Below are 592 nucleotides of genomic sequence, written 5' to 3'. Positions count from 1 at the left end.
GACAGCTAGGATGTTGGCTTGGAAGCAGCCATTCATTTAAAGAGTGCGTAACAGCTCACTAGTCGAGCGACCGGGCGTGGATAATAAACGGGCATCAAGATCACTACCGAAGCTATGGATTCTTGCATTAGCGAGAGTGGTAGGGGAGCATTCTATCGAGGGAGAAGCCGCATGGTGACGTGTGGTGGACTTTATAGAAAAGCAAATGTAGGCATAAGTAACGATAAGGCGGGTGAGAAACCCGCCCACCGAAAGACTAAGGTTTCCTGATCAACGCTAATCGGATCAGGGTTAGTCGGGGCCTAAGGCGCATCCGAACGGAGAAAGCCGATGGACAACTGGTTAATATTCCAGTACTTTTCTTTACTGCGATGTGGAGACGGAGTAGTGACACTGCCGCGGACTGACGGAATAGTTCGTTAAAGGGTGTAGGTATAGGAGCTGTAGGCAAATCCGCAGTTCTTGCTGAGGCCCAATAGTACAGCAAACCTTCGGGGGCGCTGATAGAGCAGGTAATCAGACTTCCAAGAAAAACCGCTAAGCTTCAGGTAAAGAAAACCCGTACCGTAAACCGACACAGGTAGTCGAGGAG

The 592-nt window shown here is 49.8% G+C and carries 1 rRNA gene; it reads left to right on the top strand.

The features are described 5' to 3' along the window. Positions 1-592, top strand: a 23S ribosomal RNA gene (locus tag ABD873_RS13015); the annotation flags it as partial.

Source organism: Sphingobacterium thermophilum, from assembly GCF_039541675.1.
Taxonomy (GTDB): Bacteria; Bacteroidota; Bacteroidia; order Sphingobacteriales; family Sphingobacteriaceae; genus Sphingobacterium; species Sphingobacterium thermophilum.
Note: the sequence above shows the minus strand (reverse complement) of the source record. Positions and strands in the feature narration are given on the sequence as shown.